We start from the raw sequence: 14,635 nt of genomic DNA, 5'->3' as shown, positions 1-14,635 counted from the left end.
AGTGCCCTCAAACCCTGCGCTTTCGCGTCAGGCTCCCCGGCGGGGCAGGAAAACCTGGGGGCGGCCCGGCGTTTTCCAGTGAGGTGTCGCCCAAGGGGACTTCCTTCGGGGCGTGCAAGGACCGTCATTTTAGCGTCTTTTGCACACGGAACGGGCATTTGGCCGCATTGCGGACGCTATAATCCAGCGCACGCATAATTCATATCCGAATGCGCCAGCGGGTGCTTGACGACCTGGCGCCGACTTCCCATCGTTGCAGCGCCCTTGGGCGCCCGCGTTTCGCCCCCATGCTCGCTCGCCTGTCAGATATCGATCGCCGTGCCTTCCGCGAAGGCGCGCGCGACTATTCGCCCACGCTGATGGCGATTTTCTCATGGGGCCTCGTCACCGGCATTGCCATGAGCAAATCGGTGCTCGCGTTGCCGCAGGCGCTCACCATGTCGCTGCTGTGCTATGCCGGTTCGTCGCAACTGGCCGTGCTGCCGCTGCTCGCCGCCAAGCTGCCCATCTGGACGGTGCTGCTCACCGCCGCGATGGTCAACACGCGTTTCGTGATCTTCAGCGTCGGCCTCGCGCCGCATTTTTCCTATCTGTCGATGTGGCGGCGCATCGTGCTCGGCTACTTCAATGGCGACGTGATCTATCTGCTGTTCCAGAAGAAGAGCTTCCCGACCGGCTATGTGCCGGGCAAGGAGGCGTACTACTGGGGTATGGCGATTTGCAGCTGGCTGTCGTGGCAGGTGTCGTCGATTGCCGGGATTTTGCTGGCGAGCCTGATTCCCGATAACTGGGGCCTTGCGCTGGCGGGCACGCTGGCCTTGCTGCCCATCATGGTGTCGGCGATCGCGACGCGCTCCACGCTGGTCGCGGTCAGCATCGCTGGCGTGGTGTCGCTGCTCGCTTTCGACCTGCCATACCGGCTCGCGCTGCCGCTCGCGGTGATCGCGGCGATCGTCGCCGGCAGCGCCACCGATCTGATGGTCGAGCGCGCCGACTTGCGCCGCATCCGTAACAGCGCCGGAGATTCCCGATGACATCCACCCAGATCTGGCTGGCCATTTTTGGCATGACCTTCGTCACCGCCGTGACACGCGCGATGTTTCTAATCGGCGGCGAGCGCACCGTTTTGCCGGCACGGGTCCAGCGCATGCTGCGTTATGCGCCGGCCGCCGCGCTCGCTGCAGTAGTTTTGCCGGACGTGCTGGCGACGCCAGACGGCCTGTCGTTCGCGCCGTCGAACCATGAGTTCTACGCCACGCTGTCGGGTCTCGCGTGGTTTTTGTGGCGGCGCACCATGCTCGGCACGATTGTCGTCGGAATGGTCGTGTTCACGTTGTTGCGTCTCTTCATGTGAATGAAGAAGCACGAAATGTTGCATTGCGGTATCCGCGTCGCATTCTCCAAATACGGGACATTCGCCCGGTCGCGGGTCAGAACGCTGTGTGGATCAGTTAAAATGCTTGTTTCCGGGATGAGCGCGCCGCTGCAAGGCGCGCAGGCCGCGGCCCTGCCGCCGGCACCCGAGTCAGTGGAGCCGCTGCCGTGCCTGAGCGCTGGAGTTCACCGCGCTTGAGTACCGCGCGTCCGTCCGCCACCGCCTTCTCATCAACTCGCACACACACGCCCATGAACAAGGTATTGCGTCTCTCCGATCTGATCGCCGAAGGCAAGCTATCCGGCAAACGCGTGTTCATCCGCGCCGATCTGAACGTGCCGCAGGACGATCAAGGCAACATCACCGAAGACACCCGTATCCGCGCCTCCGTGCCGGCCATCAAGGCCGCGCTCGATGCAGGCGCCGCCGTGATGGTCACGTCGCATCTGGGCCGTCCAACCGAAGGCGATTTCAAGCCGGAAGATTCGCTCGCGCCGGTCGCGAAGCGTCTGGCCGAACTGCTCGGCCGTGACGTGCCGCTGGTGGCGAACTGGGTCGAAAACGGTGTGAACGTCGCGCCGGGCGCGGTCGTGCTGCTGGAAAACTGCCGCGTCAACAAGGGCGAAAAGAAGGATTCCGACGAGCTCGCGCAGAAAATGGCGAAGCTCTGCGATATCTACGTGAACGACGCATTCGGCACCGCGCACCGCGCTGAAGCCACCACGCATGGCATCGCCAAATACGCGCCCGTGGCGTGCGCCGGCCCGCTGCTGGCCGCCGAACTCGAAGCGCTCGGCAAGGCGCTGGGCGCGCCGAAGCGTCCGCTGGTGGCGATCGTCGCCGGCTCGAAGGTGTCCACCAAGCTGACCATTCTGAAGTCGCTCGCCGACAAGGTCGATCAACTGATCGTGGGCGGCGGCATCGCCAACACGTTCATGCTGGCCGCCGGTCTGAAGATCGGCAAGTCGCTTGCCGAAGCCGATCTGGTGAACGAAGCCAAAGCCATCATCGACGCCGCGAAAGCGCGCGGCGCCTCGGTGCCGATCCCGACTGACGTGGTCACGGCCAAGGAGTTTTCGCCGACGGCCAAAGCCGAAGTCAAGGCCGTCGCCGACGTGCAGGACGACGACATGATCCTCGACATCGGACCGGAAACGGCCAAAGTGCTCGCCGCGCAACTGGAAAAGGCCGGCACGATCGTGTGGAACGGTCCGGTCGGCGTGTTCGAGTTCGACCAGTTCGGCAACGGCACGAAGACGCTGGCGGACGCTATCGCCAAGTCGTCGGCGTTCTCGATTGCCGGCGGCGGCGACACGCTCGCGGCGATCGCCAAGTACGGCATCCACGACAAGGTCAGCTACATCTCGACAGGCGGCGGCGCCTTCCTCGAGTTCCTCGAAGGCAAGAAGTTGCCCGCCGTCGAAGTTCTGGAATCGCGGGCTTAACGTGGTGACGCGCTCCCCAACGGCAAAGTCTGCAAAAGCGCGCGGCGGCAAGCCGCGCAACACCGCAGCAGCATCGGCAGGGGAGCGCGCGGCGCGCTCCGCCGCCACTCCGGCAGCGCTCGAGTCCGCGGTTGAATTCGCGACCGGCCCAGTTAGCGCCGAACATCAGCAAGAAGAATCCGGGGCGTCCCTCGCGCTCGCGGAGTTGACCACTGCCGGTGAGGCAGCGGAATTGTCCAGCGCAGATGCTGTGCAAACCACCTCGCCATCCGCAGAACTCCCCGACGAAGGACTCGCCCCTCCACCGGCACCCCCCGTGCTGGTCTCGAACACCGCTTCACTCAATAAAGCGACGCTGGTTTCAACCGGCGCGCAGCCCCCGGCAGCATCCTTCGGTGCGCAGCCTCCGCATCCGACTCGCAGCGCTCTTTCCAGCGATCTCACCCAGACGAGGAGACTCATGCATCGCGCCACCAAGATTGTCGCCACCATCGGCCCGGCTTCCAATACGCAGGAAATCCTGCTGCAAATGATTCAGGCAGGACTGGACGTGGTGCGGCTCAATTTCTCGCACGGCACCGCCGACGACCACCGCCAGCGCGCCGAATTCGTGCGCGAGGCGGCCCGCCAGGCCGGCCGCGAAGTCGCCATCATGGCGGACCTGCAAGGCCCGAAAATCCGGGTCGGCAAATTTGAAAACGGCAAGATCATGCTGGTCGCCGGTGAGCCGTTTGTGCTCGACGCCGACTGCGAACTCGGCAACGAGCAGCGCGCCGGTCTGGACTACAAAGACCTGCCGCGCGACCTGAAACCGGGCGACGTGCTGTTGCTCAACGACGGCTTGATCGTGCTGAACGTCTCGCGCGTAATCGGCAATGAGATCCACACGGTCGTGAAGATCGGCGGCGAGTTGTCGAACAACAAGGGCATCAACCGCCAGGGCGGCGGCCTGTCCGCGCCCGCGCTGACCGCCAAGGACATGGAGGACATCCGCACCGCCATGTCGCTCGGCGTGGATTATGTCGCGGTATCGTTCCCGAAGAATGCCACCGACATGGAAATGGCCCGCCAACTGGCGAACATCGCCGGCGCGCCGTTTGGCATCAAGCCGAAGATGATCGCCAAAATCGAGCGTGCGGAAGCCATTCCGGCGCTGCAAGGCATTCTCGACGCATCTGACGGCATCATGGTCGCGCGCGGTGACTTGGCCGTGGAAGTGGGGAATGCCGCAGTCCCCGCGCTGCAAAAGCGGATGATTCGTATGGCGCGCGAATCGAACAAGTTCGTGATCACCGCCACGCAGATGATGGAGTCGATGATCCACGCGCCGGTGCCGACCCGTGCCGAAGTGTCGGACGTCGCCAACGCGGTGCTGGACGGTACGGACGCGGTGATGCTGTCGGCGGAATCGGCGGCGGGCAAGTATCCGGTGCAGACCATCGAGACCATGGCGGCGATCTGTATCGAAGCCGAGAAATCGGAGCAGTCGGAACTGGACAAGGATTTCCTCGACCGCACGTTCACGCGGATCGACCAGTCGATCGCGATGGGCGCGCTGTTCACGGCGTTCCATCTCGGCGCGAAGGCGATCGTGGCGTTGACCGAATCGGGCTCGACCGCGCTGTGGATGTCGCGTCACTGGACCCACGTGCCGATTTTCGCGCTCACGCCGCGGGTTGGCAGCGAGCGGGCCATGGCGCTGTACCGCAATGTGACTTCGCTGCATCTGGACACCAACACCGACCGCGACACCGCGTTGCAGCAGGCGTTGGAGACCGTGGTCAGCAAGGGCTACGCGTCGCGCGGCGACATGGTGGTGCTGACTGTCGGCGAGCCGATGGGTCAGGCGGGCGGCACGAATACGCTGAAGATCGTGCGGGTCGGCGAACCGTATTGAGCGCGTGTGGTGCATGGGATCAGAGTGAGCGCTGAAGCACTAACTCTGATCGACATGCGCTCTGCTCGATCGGCACGCTCTGCGTCGGACCGGAGTAGGCGCTAAAGCGCTAGTTCCGGTCGACAGCTTTGCATGGGACCAGAGTAAGCGCTGAAGCGTTAACTCCGGTCGACAGCTTTGCATGGGACCGGAGTAAGCGCTAAAGCGCTAACTCCGGTCGACAGACTTGATTGGCCGAAGCAGGCTGCCATGCTCCGCGAGAGGCGGCGCACAGGCTCCAATCGCGCGTTGAGCGGTAAGGACCGCTCCGCGCTTTAGAGACCGTGTGAACGGGTATGCAGCTTGCTTCGAGACCACCTCGCCCAAAAAAAGATGCCGACGGCACAAGATTTCGTTTCAATCTATGGAGTTATTGCATGCCTCTCGTATCAATGCGTCAACTGCTGGACCACGCTGCTGAAAACGGCTACGGTCTTCCGGCATTCAACGTGAACAATCTGGAGCAGGTTCAGGCGATCATGGCGGCGGCCGACAAGGTCAACGCACCGGTCATCATGCAGGCGTCGGCCGGCGCGCGTAAGTACGCGGGCGAAGCGTTCCTGCGTCATCTGATCGAGGCTGCGGTCGAGTCGTATCCGCATATTCCGGTCGTGATGCATCAGGATCACGGCCAGTCGCCTGCGGTCTGCATGGCGGCGATCCGCAGCGGCTTCACCAGCGTGATGATGGACGGTTCGCTCGAAGCCGACGGCAAGACGGTCGCTTCGTACGAGTACAACGTGGACGTGTCGCGCAAGGTCGTGGAAGCGGCGCATTCGATCGGCATCACGGTGGAAGCGGAGCTGGGCGTGCTCGGTTCGCTGGAAACCATGAAGGGCGACAAGGAAGACGGCCACGGCGCGGAAGGCACGATGACGCGCGAGCAGTTGTTGACCGATCCGGAGCAGGCTGCCGACTTCGTCAAGCTGACCCAATGCGACGCGCTGGCCATCGCGATCGGTACGTCGCACGGTGCGTACAAGTTCAGCAAGAAGCCCACAGGCGATATTCTGTCGATCCAGCGCATCAAGGAAATCCACCAGCGCATTCCGAACACCCACCTGGTGATGCACGGTTCGTCGTCGGTGCCGCAGGAGCTGCTGGCGGAAATCCGTGAATTCGGCGGCGACATGAAGGAAACTTACGGCGTGCCGGTCGAGGAAATTCAGGAAGGTATCAAGAACGGCGTGCGCAAGGTCAATATCGACACCGACCTGCGCCTGGCCATCACCGGCGCGATCCGCCGCTACATGGCGACCAACCCGGGCAAGTTCGATCCGCGCGATTACCTGAAGCCGGCGCGCGAAGCGGCCATGAAAATCTGTGTCGAGCGCTACATGCAATTTGGCTGCGAAGGCCAGGCGGGCAAGATCAAGCCGGTTTCGCTTGATAAAATCGCGGAGAAGTACAAAGCAGGCGAGCTCGCGCAAGTCGTCCGCTAAGCTATCAATAGGCTCCGCACCTGGCCGTTTGGCCAGGTTGTCGTTAGATCGCCGTTCCCGCATCATCCGGGGAACGGCTTTTCCCTTTTGTTCCGGTCACACTTTCTGCCCAATTTTTAGCGAACCACGACGATGTCTACCCTCTACGAATCCACGCTCCGCTCGCTGCCGCTGCTCGGCCGCGGTAAAGTCCGCGACAACTATGCGGTGGGCAACGACCAGTTGCTGATCGTTACGACCGACCGTCTGTCGGCGTTCGACGTCATCATGGGCGAGCCGATTCCGAATAAGGGACGCGTGCTCAACGAAATGGCGAACTTCTGGTTCGAGAAACTGAAGCACGTGGTGCCGAACCACCTTACGGGCGTCGCGCCCGAATCCGTGGTGGCGGCGGACGAGGTCGAGCAGGTCAAGGGCCGCGCGGTCGTCGTGAAGCGCCTCGAGCCGATCCTCGTCGAAGCCGTGGTGCGCGGCTATCTGGCCGGCAGCGGCTGGAAAGACTACCAGGCCACCGGTTCGGTGTGCGGCGTGGAACTGCCGCCGGGTCTGCAGAACGCGCAGAAGCTGCCCGAGCCGATCTTCACGCCGGCAGCCAAGGCCGAAATGGGCCATCACGACGAAAACATCACGTACGACGAGATGGAGCGCCGCATCGGCACCGAACTGTCGGCTACGATCCGCGACATCTCGATCAAGCTGTACAAGGAAGCCGCTGACTACGCGGCCACGCGCGGCATCATCATCGCGGATACGAAGTTTGAATTCGGTCTGGACAACCACGGCAAGCTGTATCTGATGGACGAGGCGCTGACCGCGGATTCGTCGCGCTTCTGGCCGGCCGACCAGTATCAGGTCGGCACCAACCCGCCGTCGTTCGACAAGCAGTTCGTGCGCGACTGGCTCGAAACCCAGCCGTGGAAGAAGGAGCCGCCGGCGCCGAAGCTGCCGGACGACGTGGTTACGAAGACGGGCGAGAAGTACCAGGAAGCGCTCGAACGCCTGACCGGACACAAGCTCGCCTGATTGCGCGCAGCCGTTGGATTCGCGCCGCGTGAGAAAGCGCGGGGCGGCCTCGTGATTTCGCACCCGTCGGGCGGTCGCTGCCACGCGACAGGTTCGGGGACGCTTTAAGCAGAACGCCGGACCTCGGCAAGTTTTCCGCCCCGCAGGAAGTCTCCTTGGGAGATTCCCTCGAGAGGCCTGGCGCGAAGCGACGGGCCGGAGGCGCTCTCAAGAAACAAGGAAGCCGTAAGATGAGTGAAGCACAAACCGCCCATACGCATGGCGCGCCGGTTATCGGCGTGCTGATGGGCTCCAGTTCCGACTGGGAAGTCATGAAGAACGCCGTGGCCATTCTGCAGGAATTCGGCGTGCCCTACGAAGCGAAGGTCGTGTCCGCGCACCGCATGCCCGACGAAATGTTCGCCTATGCTGAAAGCGCGCGCGAGCGTGGCATTCGCGCGATCATCGCCGGCGCGGGCGGCGCGGCGCATCTGCCGGGCATGCTGGCCGCCAAGACCACGGTGCCGGTGCTCGGCGTGCCGGTGGCGAGCAAGTACCTGAAGGGCGTCGATTCGTTGCATTCGATCGTGCAGATGCCCAAGGGCGTGCCGGTCGCCACGTTTGCGATCGGCGAAGCCGGCGCGGCGAACGCGGCGCTGTTCGCGGTGTCGCTCTTGAGCGGCACGAGCGACGAGTATGCGGAGAAGTTGGCTGCGTTCCGCGTGCGCCAGAACGAAGCGGCTCACGCCATGGTGTTGCCGGCGCTGTAAGCGCAAGACTGATTGCTTAAGACGTCCCCCTGTCCGACCCCCGGCCGGGTGCCTGCCATCGCATGCGTGCAGACCCGGCCGCGACCGACCACTAAGATGAACCCAGACAACACACCGGTTTCACCGATTCTGCCCGGCGCATGGCTTGGCATGGTCGGTGGCGGCCAGCTCGGCCGCATGTTCTGTTTTGCCGCTCAGGCCATGGGCTACCGCGTCGCCGTGCTCGATCCGGACGAAAACAGTCCGGCGGGCGCCGTCGCCGACCGCCATTTGCGCGCGGCCTACGACGACGAGGCCTCGCTGACCGAACTCGCGCGGCTGTGCGCGGCGGTGTCGACCGAATTCGAGAACGTGCCGGCCGCGAGCCTCGACTTCCTCGCGAGGACCACCTTCGTGAGTCCGGCTGGGCGCTGTGTCGCCGTGGCCCAGGACCGTATTGCCGAGAAGCGCTTCATCGCGTCGTCGGGCGTGACGGTCGCGCCGCACGTGGTGATCGAATCGTCGGATGCGCTGGCCGCGCTCGACGACGCGAAGCTCGAAGCCGTGCTGCCGGGCATTCTCAAGACCGCCCGCATGGGCTACGACGGCAAAGGCCAGATCCGCGTGCGCAACGCCGAGGAAGTGCGCGAGGCACATGCTTCGCTCGCCGGCGTGCCGTGCGTGCTGGAAAAGCGTTTGCCGTTGAAGTTCGAAGTGTCCGCGCTGATCGCGCGGGCGGCGAGCGGCGCGTCGGTGGTCTATCCGCTCGCGCAGAACACGCATCGCGACGGCGTGCTGTCGCACACCATCGTCCCGGCACCGGATGCGAGCCCCACGCTCGTTCAGCAGGCGCAACAGGCCGCGCTGCAAATCGCCGACAAGCTCGGCTATGTGGGCGTGCTGTGCGTCGAGTTCTTCATTCTCGAAGACGGTTCGCTGGTGGCCAACGAAATGGCGCCGCGCCCGCACAATTCCGGCCATTACACGGTCGACGCCTGCGCGACCAGCCAGTTCGAACAACAGGTGCGCGCCATGACCGGCATGCCGCTCGGCGACACGCGTCAGCATTCGCCGGCCGTCATGCTGAACATTCTCGGCGACGTGTGGTTCCCGGACGGCCCGAAGCGCGCGGCCGTCACACCGCCGTGGCACGAAGTCGCCGCGATGCCGGCAGCGCGTCTGCATCTGTACGGCAAGGAAGAGGCACGGTGTGGCCGCAAGATGGGCCACGTGAACTTCACGGCGGCCACGCTCGAAGAAGCCCGCACGGCCGGACGCGATTGCGCGCGACTCCTGCATATCCTCACGAGCTGACACGAGCGCCATGCCGGATCAACAGAAAGCCGCCGAGGGCGCATTGCCTGTGAGCGCCGCGCAGATCGAACACGCGGCGGCACTGCTCGACGCGGGCGGTCTGGTCGCGTTTCCCACGGAGACGGTCTACGGTCTCGGCGGCGACGCCGAGAGTCCCGACGCGGTCGCCCGCATTTATGCGGCGAAGGGCAGGCCGGCGAATCATCCGGTGATCGTGCATCTCGCGCCGCAAGGTGATCCGAACTACTGGGTCGAGCATTTGCCCGCGGAGGCGCAGCGGTTGATCGACGCGTTCTGGCCGGGGCCACTCACGCTGATCCTCAAGCGCGCCGCGCGCATTCCCGCAGCGGTGAGCGGCGGCCAGGATTCAGTGGGGCTGCGCTGCCCGTCGCATCCTGTCGCGCAAGCGTTGCTCGAGGCGTTCAACGCGTTGCGCAACGGGCATGGCGGCGTGGCGGCGCCGTCGGCGAACCGGTTTGGGCATGTGAGCCCGACCACGGCGCAACATGTGCGCGACGAGTTCGGCGACGCGATTCATGTGCTGGACGGTGGCGCGTCGGATGTCGGTATCGAATCGACCATTGTGGATTTGTCGCGCGGCTTTCCGGCGCTGTTGAGGCCGGGGCGCGTGACACCGCAAGATATCGCCGACGTGCTCGGCGAGGCGCCGCGTTTGCCGGACGGCTCGGACGCGACTGCGCCGCGGGCTTCGGGCACATTGAAGGCGCACTACGCACCGCGCACGCCGTTGGCGCTGTTGCCCTTCGTCGCGCTGGAGCCTTTGCTTGCCGCGCGGCAAGCGGATGAGCGCGTGGCGCTGGTGGCGCGTGCTTCCCGTGCGGGACATTGGGCCGATGCCGAAGGCGTGCATTTCATCGCAGCGCCTGAAGATCCGCATGTCTATGCGCGCGAACTGTACGGTTTGCTGAGGGCTCTCGACCACGCGAACGTCACGCGGATTCTGATCGAGAAGTTGCCGGATACGATTGAGTGGATCGCGGTGAATGACCGGCTCGGGCGGGCGGCCGCGGCGTTCGAAGCGCAGGGATAGCGTTGACAGCGCCCGGCTGAACCCAGCCGGGCCCTTCATCAATTACGGCAAAGGGACACACGGCGGATCACAGGATCCGCCGTGTCGCCTGATTACTTGCCCAACCCCGTCGCCGCGATCTGCTGCTGCACGTACTGCGCGAACAACGCATGCAGATGCGTGCTCGGGTGAACCGTGTCCGCGAACATGTAAGTCTGGTCAGCGCCAGCTACCGTATAAGTCTGCGGCGAGCAGAACAACGACGAGCCGAACTGCGCGCCGTACTGGGCCGGGGTCAGCCCGTTCGTCGCGCTCGGATTGGCGGTGGCGTACGCCGTTGCGTTGTTCTGCATCGACGTCAGGTTACACGCCGTGCCGGTGTTGGACACCGTGAAGCCGAGCGCCTGGTAGTTCGGCAATTGCTGATCTATCCACGTGAACGCATCGGCCACGATGACCTTGCCCGTGCCCACCAGGCCAAGGGCCGTCAGGTTCTGGACCAGGAGGTAGTTATACGCCGCGGTAATGCCGGACAGCAGTGCAGCCGTGCCAGGCGTGCTCACGTTGGCTGCGACGCCGAGCGGCGTATTGCCGATGTCCGGCACTGTCGACACCACCACGTGAGTCGCACCCGAGCTGACGATTTTCTGAACTTGCGCGGCGAGCTGGGTGGCGGCCTGCGCGATCTGCGGGTTGGCCAGTTGTTGCAGGTAGCCGACGATAAACGCGACCTGGCCTGCCTGCGAGTTGGGCAGTTTGCCGGCCTGCACGAGCAGCGGATACTGCGTCTGTAGCGCGGCGCCGAGCGCCGTCAGATTGGTGGTGGTCCCCGCGAACTGGAAGATGTCGTTCGCACCGCCGTTGATCAGCACGAGCTGGTTCGCGTTGAAGCTCGTATGCGCGCCCAGGTAGTTGGCCACCTGCGTCACCACCGGCACGGTCGTCGCGGCCATATTATTGGGCGCCCAACCTTGGCCTTGGGCGTTGACGACGTCCGAGCCGCCCTGCGCGTAACCATAGCCGCCCGCCGCGACCAGCGGCTGGCCGAAGCCACCGAGGTACGCCGGCGTCAACGTGCCGCCGTAGTACTCGGCGACCTTCTGGGTCCACACTTCACCCGGGTTTGTCGTGAAGCGGCCGCCGCCGAAGCTCCCTTGAATCACCGGCGCGTAGGTGCCGACATCCGACAAGCTGTCGCCGAACGACACGACCTGCAATTTGACGCCGCCTGCAGGCGTGCTGCTCGCATTGTTGTTGTTATCGCTACCCCCGCCGCAAGCCGCGAGCAGAGCGAATGCCGTGCTGGCCATGGCGATCTGCGTCACGCGCAGCCAATTTTTTTTCCGCGATGCTGTTTGCTTCATGTTGACTACATCTCCTCGTATGTGTGGCCCTGATGCCATGTGTTGCAGGCAGCGCCCACCGCTTAAGCGGCGTGACGACAGCTTACAGAATCTTCTACGGCCTGCGTGGTGTTTGAAACGCGGCCGTATGGTCTTGCTTCACGCGAGTTGCCTCGCCTGAATTTTCACTTGAATCCGCGCGCGATACGGATGAATCGGCGGCGCGCCGCGCATGAAAATCCGCAGCCCACGCGGGCGGCGCAAACAGTGCGCGCAGCTTGTTGCGCCAGCCGCGCACGCTCGCGAAGTCGACGGCCATCGACGCCCATTCGTGAAACGTCGCCTTCAGCGGGTTGTAAGTGTGAAGCGGCTCGACGATGCCGTAGACCGGCGCATCGCGCGGATCTTCCTCGACATGGCTGCCGAACAGGCGATCCCAGATCACCAGCACGCCGGCATAGTTACGGTCGATATAGCGCTCGTTGCGCGCGTGATGTACGCGATGGATCGACGGCGTGTTGAACACGTATTCGAGCCAGCCGAGTTTGCCGATGGCCTGCGTATGCACGAAAAACTGAAAGCCGAGATTGATCAGCACGATCGCGACGATCTGCTTCGGGGGAAAACCGAGCACGGCCAGTGGCGTCCAGAAGAGCCACATGCCAGCGATCGGATACATCAGGCTCTGGCGGAACGCGGTGGAAAAATTCATGCGCTCCGACGAGTGATGCACGACATGCGCGGCCCACAGCCAGCGCACGCGATGACTGCAGCGATGGAATACGTAGTAGAGCAGATCCTGCGCGACGAACAGCACGACGAACGAGACCCAACTCGCCTGCCAGGTGTAGATGCGGTAGTGATCGTAGAAAAACGCGTAGACGGGGATGATGGCGAGCCACGCGAGCTTGTCGGCGGCTTGCTGCATCAGTGCGAGCGCGGCGTTGCAGAGCGTATCGCGCCAGCTATAGAGTTGCGCGGCCGGCCGCGTTCGCCGCAGGTGCCATGCCTCCCAGCCGATGCATGCGAGAAAGACTGGCGCCATGGCGAGCAGCAGCAATTCGGCATCGAATTGCATTGTGTCTTCCTCCGTGGTCCCTGGCCGCCGCGCTGTGCGCGACGGGTGTTGTCGTTGTTGTTCGAGCGGGACCGTAACCGATGCACGGACCCGGCGCCACGTCCAGCGTTTTACGCGCGCCTCAAACACTGCCCGACAGCGTACACGCTTAGGACGTTGCCGCGCGCGGCTTCGCTAGAAGGAACACTCAGTGAGCGCCGCGTTTGTGCGGGTTTTTCCTGGGCTTGCTGCTGCGCGGTTCGACGACGGGATCGGAAACCTTGGTGAAGCCCTGTGATGGCCCCTGATACACCCATTCGAGCAGCGCGTCGTGCGCGGCGCGCGCGGCTTCCGAATGCGGATCGTTGATCAGGCTGACGACCACGTAACTGTTACCGTCAGCCGAGGCCACATAGCCCGCGATCGCGCGTACGTCGCGCAACGTGCCGGTCTTGATGTGCGCGTTGCCGCCCGCACCCTGGTTGGTCAAACGGTTGCGCATGGTGCCGTCGACGCCCGCGATCGGCAGCGACTCCACGAACACTTGCGCGACCGGACTCGCGTTGGCCCGCTGCAGCAGATCGGCGAGCGCGAGCGCGGTGACGTGCTCGTCGCGCGACAGGCCCGAACCGTTGTCGAGCGTCAGATACTCCATGTCGATGCTGTCGCGGCGTAGAAACGCCTCGATTGCGCGCGCCGCTTTGGCGGGCGTGGCGGGGCCTTTTTCCTCGGCGGCGCCGATCGTCAGGAACAGGTTGCGCGCCATCGTGTTGTTGCTGAACTTGTTGATGTCGCGAACGATGTCGGACAGCATCGGCCCCTGGTGCGTCGCCACCAGTTTGGCGCCGACGGGCACAGCGCCTTCGCGCGTCGCGCCGCTGAACGTGCCGCCGGTTTGCTGCCACAGCGCGAGAAAACCGCCCGCAAAAAACGCCGAGTGATCGAGCACCGCGACGTTGATCGTGCGCGGGCCGCAGCGCATCGAATAGTCGCCGTTGAACGAGGCCACGACGGTGCCGTTCGGCTGCGGCGTGACGGTCGGCGAAACCGAGGCCGCATCGCCGCGGCACGGGCCGTTCACGGCGTGCATCTGGTTGTCGATCTGCAATTGCGCGAGCGCGGGCAACACATCGATCGCGACGCTGCCGTCGGGCGACGGCGTCAGTGTGAACGACAGCGATTTGAACGCATACAGAAGCGGATCGGGGCCGACGTTGTACGGCGCGGTGGCGTCGTCGTCGAACGGCGGCAGGTCGCGCGTGGACGGGTCGAAGTAACGCTTGTCGAGCACCAGCGCGCCGTCAATGCCGGTGATGCCCGCCTTGTGGATCTTCTGCACGAGGTCGATCAGTTCTTCCGGCACGAGCTTCGGATCGCCCGTGCCCTGAATGTAGAGATTGCCGTGCAGCACGCCGTTGGCATCGATGGTGCCGTCCGCGTAGGCGCTCGTGCGCCAACGGTAGTCGGGGCCGAGTATCGAGAGGCCCGAGTAGGTGGTGACGAGCTTCATCGTCGAGGCGGGCATCATCGGCTTGCCGGCGTTCAGTGCGAGGATCGGCGTGCGCTCGCCGACTTTCTCCACGACCACGCTGATCGACGACAAGGGCACGTGCGCGCGCTGCAAGCCGACCATGACCGACTGCGGCAATACCGTGGTGACGTTGACGCTCGGATGCGTGGCCTTGACGCGAGCCTGCGTGGCGAGCGGCAGCGACGCGCCGCACACGAGCGCAGCGCAGGCGAGCAGCCAGGCGCTCGCGCGCGGCGCGAACCGGCGCGGCATCCGAAAGGTAGAAGCGGTGGCAGTGGTCAAAGCGGACGAGGAGCGCGGACGCAGGGCGACAGTGTTGATGTGGCGTGCGAGAGAAGACAGAAAAGCGTGCGTCATGGACGGGCAAAAAAGCAAAATGTCAGGGCGTGGAGCACGCGGCAATCCAGGCGG

12 protein-coding genes are annotated in these 14,635 nt (G+C 64.3%); 9 read left to right on the top strand and 3 right to left on the bottom strand.

Annotation, left to right across the window (positions count from 1 at the left end; genetic code table 11):
* Window positions 1–287 precede the first annotated feature (287 nt).
* The 9 genes from PQR32_RS15560 to PQR32_RS15520 all read left to right on the top strand — a co-directional run bounded on the left by PQR32_RS15560 (window position 288) and on the right by PQR32_RS15520 (window position 10,314).
* The gene (locus PQR32_RS15560) at window positions 288–1,034 is read left to right on the top strand and encodes an AzlC family ABC transporter permease (RefSeq protein WP_408228162.1); all 747 of its coding nucleotides are present in this window, start codon (window positions 288–290) and stop codon (window positions 1,032–1,034) included.
* Window positions 1,031–1,354, top strand: coding sequence for an AzlD domain-containing protein (locus PQR32_RS15555; RefSeq protein WP_310813994.1), 324 nt, complete (start codon window positions 1,031–1,033; stop codon window positions 1,352–1,354). The genes PQR32_RS15560 and PQR32_RS15555 overlap by 4 nt, the downstream gene beginning before the upstream one ends.
* A 272-nt stretch (window positions 1,355–1,626) precedes the next feature.
* On the top strand, window positions 1,627–2,820 hold the full coding sequence (locus PQR32_RS15550) for a phosphoglycerate kinase (RefSeq protein WP_408228159.1): 1,194 nt from the start codon (window positions 1,627–1,629) through the stop codon (window positions 2,818–2,820).
* 460 nt (window positions 2,821–3,280) lie between these two features.
* The gene (gene pyk, locus PQR32_RS15545; protein ID WP_408228156.1) at window positions 3,281–4,717 is read left to right on the top strand and encodes a pyruvate kinase; all 1,437 of its coding nucleotides are present in this window, start codon (window positions 3,281–3,283) and stop codon (window positions 4,715–4,717) included.
* A gap of 416 nt (window positions 4,718–5,133) precedes the next feature.
* Entirely contained in the window at window positions 5,134–6,198 is a 1,065-nt protein-coding gene (fba, locus tag PQR32_RS15540) for a class II fructose-bisphosphate aldolase (protein WP_408228153.1), read from the top strand.
* A 132-nt stretch (window positions 6,199–6,330) separates the two neighbouring features.
* Window positions 6,331–7,221: a phosphoribosylaminoimidazolesuccinocarboxamide synthase gene (locus tag PQR32_RS15535; RefSeq protein ID WP_042321200.1), complete on the top strand. Its 891-nt coding sequence runs from the start codon at window positions 6,331–6,333 to the stop codon at window positions 7,219–7,221.
* A 230-nt stretch (window positions 7,222–7,451) separates the two neighbouring features.
* The gene (purE, locus tag PQR32_RS15530; protein ID WP_132373250.1) at window positions 7,452–7,970 is read left to right on the top strand and encodes a 5-(carboxyamino)imidazole ribonucleotide mutase; all 519 of its coding nucleotides are present in this window, start codon (window positions 7,452–7,454) and stop codon (window positions 7,968–7,970) included.
* A 96-nt stretch (window positions 7,971–8,066) separates the two neighbouring features.
* Window positions 8,067–9,263 carry a 5-(carboxyamino)imidazole ribonucleotide synthase gene (locus tag PQR32_RS15525; protein WP_408228150.1) on the top strand — a complete coding sequence of 399 codons (1,197 nt, stop codon included), beginning with the start codon at window positions 8,067–8,069 and terminating at the stop codon, window positions 9,261–9,263.
* A gap of 10 nt (window positions 9,264–9,273) precedes the next feature.
* Window positions 9,274–10,314, top strand: a complete 1,041-nt coding sequence (locus PQR32_RS15520) for an L-threonylcarbamoyladenylate synthase (RefSeq protein WP_408228147.1) — start codon at window positions 9,274–9,276, stop codon at window positions 10,312–10,314.
* 92 nt (window positions 10,315–10,406) lie between these two features.
* On the opposite strand, the gene PQR32_RS15515 is transcribed toward PQR32_RS15520, so the two are convergent.
* The 3 genes from PQR32_RS15515 to dacB all read right to left on the bottom strand — a co-directional run bounded on the left by PQR32_RS15515 (window position 10,407) and on the right by dacB (window position 14,581).
* Window positions 10,407–11,657, bottom strand: a complete 1,251-nt coding sequence (locus tag PQR32_RS15515; RefSeq protein WP_408228144.1) for an SGNH/GDSL hydrolase family protein — start codon at window positions 11,655–11,657, stop codon at window positions 10,407–10,409.
* Window positions 11,658–11,751: 94 nt separating this feature from the next.
* Window positions 11,752–12,714, bottom strand: coding sequence for a sterol desaturase family protein (locus PQR32_RS15510; RefSeq protein WP_408228141.1), 963 nt, complete (start codon window positions 12,712–12,714; stop codon window positions 11,752–11,754).
* 187 nt (window positions 12,715–12,901) lie between these two features.
* On the bottom strand, window positions 12,902–14,581 hold the full coding sequence (dacB, locus tag PQR32_RS15505) for a D-alanyl-D-alanine carboxypeptidase/D-alanyl-D-alanine endopeptidase (protein ID WP_459252006.1): 1,680 nt from the start codon (window positions 14,579–14,581) through the stop codon (window positions 12,902–12,904).
* Window positions 14,582–14,635: the final 54 nt, after the last annotated feature.

Origin of the sequence: Paraburkholderia dipogonis (assembly GCF_046027395.1) — a bacterium.
GTDB classification, from domain to species: Bacteria; Pseudomonadota; Gammaproteobacteria; order Burkholderiales; family Burkholderiaceae; genus Paraburkholderia; species Paraburkholderia dipogonis_A.
Note: the sequence above shows the minus strand (reverse complement) of the source record. Positions and strands in the feature narration are given on the sequence as shown.

Excerpts from the sequence above, each read along its gene's own strand:
- PQR32_RS15525 (WP_408228150.1), top strand. The coding sequence starts at position 8,067 with ATGAACCCAGACAACACACCGGTTTCACCGATTCTGCCCGGCGCATGG.
- PQR32_RS15560 (WP_408228162.1), top strand. The coding sequence starts at position 288 with ATGCTCGCTCGCCTGTCAGATATCGATCGCCGTGCCTTCCGCGAAGGC.
- purE (WP_132373250.1), top strand. The coding sequence starts at position 7,452 with ATGAGTGAAGCACAAACCGCCCATACGCATGGCGCGCCGGTTATCGGC.
- fba (WP_408228153.1), top strand. The coding sequence starts at position 5,134 with ATGCCTCTCGTATCAATGCGTCAACTGCTGGACCACGCTGCTGAAAAC.
- PQR32_RS15520 (WP_408228147.1), top strand. The coding sequence starts at position 9,274 with ATGCCGGATCAACAGAAAGCCGCCGAGGGCGCATTGCCTGTGAGCGCC.
- PQR32_RS15535 (WP_042321200.1), top strand. The coding sequence starts at position 6,331 with ATGTCTACCCTCTACGAATCCACGCTCCGCTCGCTGCCGCTGCTCGGC.
- PQR32_RS15555 (WP_310813994.1), top strand. The coding sequence starts at position 1,031 with ATGACATCCACCCAGATCTGGCTGGCCATTTTTGGCATGACCTTCGTC.
- pyk (WP_408228156.1), top strand. The coding sequence starts at position 3,281 with ATGCATCGCGCCACCAAGATTGTCGCCACCATCGGCCCGGCTTCCAAT.
- PQR32_RS15550 (WP_408228159.1), top strand. The coding sequence starts at position 1,627 with ATGAACAAGGTATTGCGTCTCTCCGATCTGATCGCCGAAGGCAAGCTA.
- dacB (WP_459252006.1), bottom strand. The coding sequence starts at position 14,581 with ATGACGCACGCTTTTCTGTCTTCTCTCGCACGCCACATCAACACTGTC.
- PQR32_RS15510 (WP_408228141.1), bottom strand. The coding sequence starts at position 12,714 with ATGCAATTCGATGCCGAATTGCTGCTGCTCGCCATGGCGCCAGTCTTT.
- PQR32_RS15515 (WP_408228144.1), bottom strand. The coding sequence starts at position 11,657 with ATGAAGCAAACAGCATCGCGGAAAAAAAATTGGCTGCGCGTGACGCAG.